10 protein-coding genes are annotated in these 7547 nt (G+C 32.9%); 2 read left to right on the top strand and 8 right to left on the bottom strand.

Going from position 1 to position 7547, the window contains the following annotated elements; translation table 11 throughout:
• Positions 1-60: 60 nt before the first annotated feature.
• A complete protein-coding gene (locus CDG55_RS00050; RefSeq protein WP_087537500.1) occupies positions 61-654 on the top strand; it encodes a recombinase family protein in 594 nt (197 codons plus the stop codon).
• A 2-nt stretch (positions 655-656) separates the two neighbouring features.
• Entirely contained in the window at positions 657-1370 is a 714-nt protein-coding gene (locus CDG55_RS00045) for a DUF4145 domain-containing protein (RefSeq protein ID WP_087537499.1), read from the top strand.
• A gap of 65 nt (positions 1371-1435) precedes the next feature.
• Here CDG55_RS00045 and CDG55_RS00040 read toward each other — a convergent pair whose 3' ends face one another.
• The 8 genes from CDG55_RS00040 to CDG55_RS00005 form a co-directional block, all read right to left on the bottom strand.
• Positions 1436-1711: a hypothetical protein gene (locus CDG55_RS00040; protein WP_087537498.1), complete on the bottom strand. Its 276-nt coding sequence runs from the start codon at positions 1709-1711 to the stop codon at positions 1436-1438.
• Between the two features lie 8 nt (positions 1712-1719).
• A complete protein-coding gene (locus tag CDG55_RS00035) occupies positions 1720-2295 on the bottom strand; it encodes an inovirus-type Gp2 protein (RefSeq protein ID WP_087537497.1) in 576 nt (191 codons plus the stop codon).
• 1137 nt (positions 2296-3432) lie between these two features.
• The gene (locus tag CDG55_RS00030) at positions 3433-4386 is read right to left on the bottom strand and encodes a replication initiation protein (RefSeq protein ID WP_087537506.1); all 954 of its coding nucleotides are present in this window, start codon (positions 4384-4386) and stop codon (positions 3433-3435) included.
• Between the two features lie 241 nt (positions 4387-4627).
• Positions 4628-4936 (bottom strand): type II toxin-antitoxin system RelE/ParE family toxin, encoded by a 309-nt coding sequence (locus CDG55_RS00025; RefSeq protein ID WP_087537505.1) that lies wholly within the window; start codon positions 4934-4936, stop codon positions 4628-4630.
• A complete protein-coding gene (locus CDG55_RS00020; RefSeq protein ID WP_087537504.1) occupies positions 4924-5235 on the bottom strand; it encodes a hypothetical protein in 312 nt (103 codons plus the stop codon). Before CDG55_RS00020 ends, CDG55_RS00025 begins: the two co-directional genes overlap by 13 nt.
• Before the next feature lie 71 nt (positions 5236-5306).
• The gene (locus tag CDG55_RS00015; protein WP_087537503.1) at positions 5307-5720 is read right to left on the bottom strand and encodes a plasmid replication DNA-binding protein; all 414 of its coding nucleotides are present in this window, start codon (positions 5718-5720) and stop codon (positions 5307-5309) included.
• Positions 5721-5838: 118 nt separating this feature from the next.
• Positions 5839-6438 carry a hypothetical protein gene (locus CDG55_RS00010; protein ID WP_087537502.1) on the bottom strand — a complete coding sequence of 200 codons (600 nt, stop codon included), beginning with the start codon at positions 6436-6438 and terminating at the stop codon, positions 5839-5841.
• 85 nt (positions 6439-6523) lie between these two features.
• Positions 6524-7159, bottom strand: a complete 636-nt coding sequence (locus CDG55_RS00005; protein ID WP_087537501.1) for a hypothetical protein — start codon at positions 7157-7159, stop codon at positions 6524-6526.
• Positions 7160-7547 lie beyond the last annotated feature (388 nt).

The following is a 7547-nucleotide window of genomic DNA, read 5'->3' as shown; positions in this document are numbered from 1 at the left end:
TAGACTATCATAATAAATTAAATGATAGTATTATCATAGTACTTAAAAACACATAGAGAAATGACTACTAGAATTTATGTACGTGCCAGTACCAAAGATCAAGATGCAGAAAGGGCATTAGATGATTTAAGAGAATTTGCTAAATCCATTAAAGGAGATGTGAACGAATATGTAGAGAATGAATCAGGCACTAAGTTGGATAGACCTGTATTAAATCAGCTATTAGATGAATCAAAGAACGGCGATACGTTACTAGTTGAGAGCGTAGACCGCCTATCTAGGCTTTCTCAAACTGACTTTGATGTATTGAAAGGACGTATAAAAGAAAAGGGCTTAAAGCTAGTTGTAGCTGATCTACCAACTACACACATGCTTATTAGTTCAACAGATACCATTACAAGCTCTATCCTGAACCTAGTAAATAATATGCTTATAGATTTATTGGCTACTATGGCTCGACTAGACAATGACAAGCGTAGAGAACGTATTAAACAGGGTTTAGAAAGAAGTGGATATAAGCCAAGTGGAAAGAAAGCAGATACAGCTAAACATGCTAGAATTAAAGAGTTAAATAATAAAGGTTTAACAAAAGAAGAAATAGCAAAAGCCGTTAATTGTGGCGTAGCTACTGTATATCGAGTTTTAAGAGGATAAGAATGAGTTTTATTATATCGAATTGTACTTATTGCAGAGCAACAAATCTTAGGTTAGATAATAAAGGATTTAATAGAATCAATAATTATCAAATAGATATACTTGCTGTATGTAGTCATTGTAATCAACCTACAGTTTTTCGATTAACTCAAAAATCAAGTATCCCGTATCCTTTGAATGAACACTTACCAAAGGTTACCAAATTAGAAGATTTCAAAGATTTCAATCTATCTTTATACTTTTCTATAGGAAGTACTCTTATTCCACCAAGAATAGCCGTTACGCCCTGTCCAGAACACGTACCTAGTAATATAAAATCAGTTTTTGATGAAGCAACTACTTGTCTATCACTAAATTGTTATACAGCTAGTGGAGCTATGTTTAGGCTTTGTTTGGATTTAACTACAAAAGAACTATTAAATGAATGGTTAGAATCTAATAAAAATCCAACAGATCAACCTAATTCCGCACAGAAAGATAAATTATTTAATCGTATTGAGTTTTTAATAAAGCAAGGGATAATTCCTTTAGATTTAAAAGATTACGTACATCATATTCGTTTAGATGGTAATGACGCAGCTCATGATGGAAATACACAAAAAGAAGAAACTGAAGACTTATTAGATTTTAGTGAGCTATTTCTAGAGCGTATTTACACTATAAAAAAACAACTTGAGATTGCACAGGCTCGTAGGATAGCTCGTAGAACCAAGTAAAAAATACTCGTTATATATTTACACATTTCAAATCTAATTAGAATTTAGGGAATAACCAAACTTGGTTATCCCTCTACTGTATCTTTGAAATACTGAATCAAAGCAATATCATCAACTAATGGGTAATAAGATCGAATCTTAGACCTGTCCAACTTCTCCATATCGGGCAATAATTTTTGTACTCTTTCCTGAAATGAAATCATCTTTTCATAGTCCATTCCTGGACTAAATCCCTGTGTCCTGCCTGCTTCAACTCTCTTATATAAATAAGACCATAATACTAATTTATTCAAAAACTTATTGTATGCTGAGTTAATTTCATATTGTGCCATATCAATCATTTTTATTGTTATCCTGTTATTGTTCCAAACTTTTTCTTGTACTGTACTTCTTGTTTATTGTCCTGCTTGGCAAGGTAGGAAGCTCGATACACACATGCTTTAAAATGAACCTCATTTTTTAAGTTGTGACCTGCTTTAACACCTGTTTCTAAATACTCATTTCTAACTTGATGATAGTTAAGAGCTAACTTTGTATAGTCATTCTCTGTCGTGATAACAACACCATCCATATTGATCAATGCTTTAATCAGAACCTTTCTAACCTGTTCAGGACTGTATTTAGATTGATCAGTGACTATCATCATTTCCAAGTGTAAGCCTTTTTTTTCAACATATTCAAAGCTATAAATGAATGAAAATCCTGTTTCCTTAAATGTATTTTTAATGATTCTGGTCAGCTTCTTAATATCGAAACTGTGATCATTGTTAAGAGATACTGTGTACCTAGTGGCTAATGGTCGATTTATACTATCCCTAGCATGGGCTAGAGCTAGATATATATCTTTCATATTTGATTGTTTTATTTGATATTTTGTATTTATTGGATAATTTAAAAAATTGCTAGTAGTGACTAATTTACTCATTAAAAGATGGATAGGAGATAAGTACTATTTTTTGTTGTTTAGATGGATAAAGAGATAGATATAAATATATGAATTAATTAATAATAATTAGATATTAAGATAGATATAGATCTGTAGGTTTAACCAAATTTATTTTGATATGTGTTAAAGCCTTATACCGATTATGTTAAGGGCATGTTTTTTTAAAAAACAGAGAATTAAAAATCATTGATTTAAATTGGGTTTATTTTTTTATTAATGTCATTTTATGAAAAATATTGTTATATTTCTATAACTTACATAAATATTATTTCAGAAACTTAATGTTTACTTATATTTTGATATATTATATTAAATTAACAAAAATGTCAATATATAACAATCAGTTAGGAATAATAACCAACATAAAATAAATGTCTCATTTGTTGATTCGTATATCTTTTTAATTTACACAGCACACAAAACGGAATCACAACCATTCTTTGATGCTCACAGAATCGCTCAGGTTAAATGATAGATGCAACACCCATGCACTTGCACCACAAATACTTAAACGAGCTGTAAAAGCAAATGAGGAGCTTTTAAAGCAACATTAGTAAAATCATAATTTCAGATAATTTTTTTCACAAGGCTAAGAACACATACTAGGTATTATTTGAAGTACCTTCACAAATGGTAGGGGATAAAGCTGTTGAGCCCCCACCCTTTAAAATAAATGCTCCGTTTCAGGCAGAGGTATTTTTTTTAAAGCTCCGCTCTCTTTCCATTGTGAATTTAATAAACATTACATAAGAAGAATTAGTGTGGACAAAAAGTATGTGTGAACGAAAGAATAGATGGTCACACTAGCGTTCTATTGAAATTCTAGAAAAGAAAACAGATTGTGTAAGATGTTACTAAAATAATTTTATTACTTTCTATTATATTATTTATATATAAATAATTGTTTTTTAAAAGTTTGTCAATTAGACATAAGCATATTTCAGGCAAGAAAAAAGTAATAAAATACTCCACGCCCTCTGTGACTCTCATTGAGAATTAAAATCTTCAGTCGGTTGAAAGCTGTTTCCACCGTTCCGCAAAATAAGAAAACAAGTAATGGAATAGCAACACAGCGAAACGCTAGAAACAGCCCAAAGGGCTAATATCTGATTTAGGCTATTGTGACACCCCATCAAGCCAACGAATCACTGTATAACGAGCTACACCAAGCTGTTTTGCTATCTGTGTATTGTTTAAACCTTTACCCTTCAAACGTACTGCTTGAGCACGTTTAGCGTTATATGCTTCAGCTTTAGCTTTACCACCTAACTGCCCTTTACGTGTCTGACGATCAATAAACTCTTGGTAAGCGTAGCCATCACGTTTCCATACCCAACGAGCAATAGATTTAGCAATGCCTTTCACTTCGTTGTACTGCAATGGATCAGTGAATTGAGCATTGATTGAACAGCATTGAGCAATGACTGATTCAAGCCACTGATTGAACTTGTTATCTCGACCTCGATATTGTCGCACCTCAACATAAGCCCAATGTCGTACTGTATGGAACACACAGCAGTTGCGACCAAGCCCTACAGCTTCATCAACTTTGATTTGTTTATTGATTTGCCTTGTTGTTAAGTCTAAGCGTTCAGAAAGCTGATCAAGTGTGTAAGGTTGTTCACGTAAAACATGGGTACGCCAATGCTTATGTACAGCGTTTTTAGTAATAAGTCCGCTGTAACTAATATCTGCATTCAATACAGATCTAAGAGCCAAATAGACAGCATTACCGTACTTTATGGGCTTATCGTTGCTTGCATTAGTGTGATAGATAGGAGTTTTTAGCTGATAGACGTAGTGAGCATGTCCATTTTCTGGATTCTCTACGATTAAATTAGGAACTGGTACGCCTACCATTGAATAAAAGAAATCAATGTATGCTGTTGGATAGTCCAAATCAAAAACAAAGAAATGCGTGTAATAGGGGTGATTAGGCTGAATATAGCGTTTAAGCAAAGCTAAATGCTTAGGACGAATCTGTAACCCGAAATCCATATTGTCTGAGCAATAGGGCTTGTTGGGAAGATTGCCTGTAAATTGTTCTAAGCCTAATGATAATTGTTGCATTGCATAACTTCACTGTTTGCAAATGCTCAAACAACCTGTATTATTATTCTCAGATTGTATGAGCTTCACGGTTCATATGATTTAAGGATTCAAGCCTGTATTTCTAAACTTTGGCGAGGGAAGAAATACGGGCTTTTTCATGTCTAAAATATTTGTATCATAATTCTATGCAGATAAGAAATTTCTAACGGTTAATTATTCAGATAACCGTGAAAAGCTCCTTATCTATCCACTGGCATCATTAGAAAGCGGAATATCCTAATTCTCTTTGATGTCTAAAAGCGTGGACTAAAACAATGTCGGTTATTGGATCGAAAGAGTACAAACAAACATAGCCACTACTGCCATATTTAATTTTAAGTTCTCTAAAATCCTTATTCTCAATTGGATATATTCGCCCAATTAAGGGAAATTCTTCTAACTTTTTCACGTTCGACAAAATAACAGTGATTACCGCTTTTGCCTGTTCCTTTGCTTCATTTGCTACCAAAAAATTAGCAAAACGCACTAAATCTTGTTTAGATTCTTCGGTATAAACTACTTGTGGCATGTTGGAGCTTCTAAAGGCGTATCACTGGTTAAACTGTCTGCCCAAGCCTGTAGCTCGTCATGCGTTACATGCAAGCCTGTTTGTTGGTAATTCTCAAAAGAACGTATAGCTTGAGCTTCATATTCCATTTTTGCTTGCATTTGAGCAATATAAGCGTCCACAGCTTCAACCACTAGGCTATGTACAGTTCTTTGCTTTAATTCAGCAATTTGGGCTAATACGTGCTTTCTGTGTCCTAGTTTTACCGATGTGATGCCACTAGGTTTAGGTGCATTAGATGCTTGAGTAGTTGATGGCATGTTTTACCTCCAAAGGTAATACCTTTTAACACCTAAAATATAGCATAGTTTAGGTCTGGGTATGACACACCTTATCCAAATAAACGACCTAACAGCCCTTTCTTTTCATGATTCTTATGTTCTATGAGCTTCTGATCTAATTGCTGTTTAAGCCAAGCTTCGTTTGCTTTGACGTACTCTAATTGCTTTTCAAGTTGTTCAACTTGTCCTTCCAATTGTTCAATTTTTTGCTGTAAAAGCTGTTCATTATTGCTTTTAGGTTGCTCAATTAACTGCTCAGTATTATTTACAGTGTTCAATAGCTCACTGACAGCCTGTTCTGTCGCTTTCTTATCTGCCTTATTTCCAAATAAACGCATCATATCTTGAACAGAAACATTACCATCGCTGTTTTTGGTTATCTCACCTTTCTTAATGCGAGCATAGATAGTATTACGGCTAACCTTGAACAGTTTACTTGCCTGATTAATTGAAATATTGCTCATAGATGTTCACTACTGTTATATTCTAATGAACAATAATATACATCAATTAACATGTACTATATGAATTAGGTTTGCTCTGTAAGTCATGTCATACCTACAAAGCATCTTCCTAAAATAATTATTTCAAGTGTTTGAGATGGACACCATTTTTATTAAAAACTTCTAATAACTCAGATATATATGGCGAACTACTGCCTTTAAATCTAATATGTTCAGCATTTTCTAGTAGCTCACCATCACTACTAATATGTAAACCACCATCAAAAAAGTATGAACCGTCTGTAAGAAAATAGAGTTTTTCACCTTCCGTATTACAATTAATAGCTTTATGAGCACTCAATATTACTAACTCATAATATCGATCATTATTCTGCCCAACAGATCTTTTAGAAGGATAAAGATGAGCAACAGTTGGTGGAGTACCCCCATATGTTCGGCAATACTTGTTGAAGTAATCAACCCCAAACTTTATAGCAAATTCCTTTGCCAACCTTTGTCCGCTTATCAATGTTTCATGCTGAAAAAGCCCATCGAAATTAGTGCTTATAAAGTCTTTATTTGAATTGTAGACAATCAAAAACTGTCCATTATCGGTTTCATATATTTTAGTTGAAGAAAAATCAAAAAGTATTTTCCCTTTGAATGAGAAAACTCTCCCATTTCGTTCAAAGTTCATTAACTTATAATCATCGCCAAATATTGAATCAAAGAACCCCATTTTCATCCCTCTTTTATATGTTATGAAATCATAATATAGAAAATCATTAATAAAACCAGTGCTCTACTTCAGGAAGGAAAAAAAACTAACTAGCAATTGACGTTGCTGGTTGGCTTAAAACTAAGCCTTTAATTAGATAGTTATTACAGCTCTTAACAAAACAACCATTCTCATCCACATCTCTGGAAATAGAGATTAGATCATTCGTAATCAAAATCTCTAAGGCTTTACTGACATACTTCCGACTAATCCCATAATGAGAAAATCGAAAATAAGAAATCGTCACCTTCTTAGAGCTGTTTTCTCTAACTTGTAGCAAAATCAGATAGATCTTTAAAGCAGTTAAAACATAGATCCCTTTATTGGGAAAATAAGGCAAACGATCTAGTAAGTGAGCATATGGAATTTTAGTAAACCTACGTTCTGTAAAAACTAACTTGTACTTGTTCACAATGTTCGTTTTATCTTGATCTAACTTTAGAACTATCCCCAGCTCAATTAACCTTCTAATTCCTCTAATAACCATTGGCTTACTTAAACCAGTTAAATCCTTTAATTGCTGTAGAGACAAAGAGACTTCTTTTGTTTTGAAGTTATTTTTTAAGCCAAGCGCAAATAGGCATTTAATTGCTGCTATATGCAAACCAGTAAACCTACCTGCGCTAAATGGATTAAGAATGTCAGTGATTAAGTCAGGAGGAAGTGAACCAAAAATTTGCATTACTTAACCTCCATTCCAAAGCGAGTAATTAAAAACATGATGATCAGCATCTGCGTAAAGCAAATCGTTATGAGCGCACTTACAAAATCAAGGCTAATGAATAAAGAGATAAGCTTAAAGAAAATTATCAAAAGATGTAGATGAATAAAGGTCATTTTTAACTCCAATTTAGTCATGATTGGAATTTTTATATACTCGCGTGAATATATCTAGATTGTAGTGTACCCTTATAAAATTAAAATTTTGATTTTTTTATTTTATTTATCATAAGCTTAATATATTTTTTTCTATGTAAATAGAAATACAACTTGTTAACCTGAAATACATAAAATTTATCATTAGACTATACACAAAAGATAATAAAATTAAATGATAAATTATCTATCAA

The sequence above is a fragment of the Acinetobacter sp. WCHA45 genome (assembly GCF_002165255.2).
In the GTDB taxonomy this organism is placed as follows: domain Bacteria; phylum Pseudomonadota; class Gammaproteobacteria; order Pseudomonadales; family Moraxellaceae; genus Acinetobacter.
Note: the sequence above shows the minus strand (reverse complement) of the source record. Positions and strands in the feature narration are given on the sequence as shown.

Bases quoted from the DNA above. Each gene is read 5' to 3' on its own strand.
- CDG55_RS00050 (WP_087537500.1), top strand. From the start codon at position 61: ATGACTACTAGAATTTATGTACGTGCCAGTACCAAAGATCAAGATGCA.
- CDG55_RS00045 (WP_087537499.1), top strand. From the start codon at position 657: ATGAGTTTTATTATATCGAATTGTACTTATTGCAGAGCAACAAATCTT.
- CDG55_RS00040 (WP_087537498.1), bottom strand. From the start codon at position 1,711: ATGATTGATATGGCACAATATGAAATTAACTCAGCATACAATAAGTTT.
- CDG55_RS00035 (WP_087537497.1), bottom strand. From the start codon at position 2,295: ATGAGTAAATTAGTCACTACTAGCAATTTTTTAAATTATCCAATAAAT.
- CDG55_RS00030 (WP_087537506.1), bottom strand. From the start codon at position 4,386: ATGCAACAATTATCATTAGGCTTAGAACAATTTACAGGCAATCTTCCC.
- CDG55_RS00025 (WP_087537505.1), bottom strand. From the start codon at position 4,936: ATGCCACAAGTAGTTTATACCGAAGAATCTAAACAAGATTTAGTGCGT.
- CDG55_RS00020 (WP_087537504.1), bottom strand. From the start codon at position 5,235: ATGCCATCAACTACTCAAGCATCTAATGCACCTAAACCTAGTGGCATC.
- CDG55_RS00015 (WP_087537503.1), bottom strand. From the start codon at position 5,720: ATGAGCAATATTTCAATTAATCAGGCAAGTAAACTGTTCAAGGTTAGC.
- CDG55_RS00010 (WP_087537502.1), bottom strand. From the start codon at position 6,438: ATGGGGTTCTTTGATTCAATATTTGGCGATGATTATAAGTTAATGAAC.
- CDG55_RS00005 (WP_087537501.1), bottom strand. From the start codon at position 7,159: ATGCAAATTTTTGGTTCACTTCCTCCTGACTTAATCACTGACATTCTT.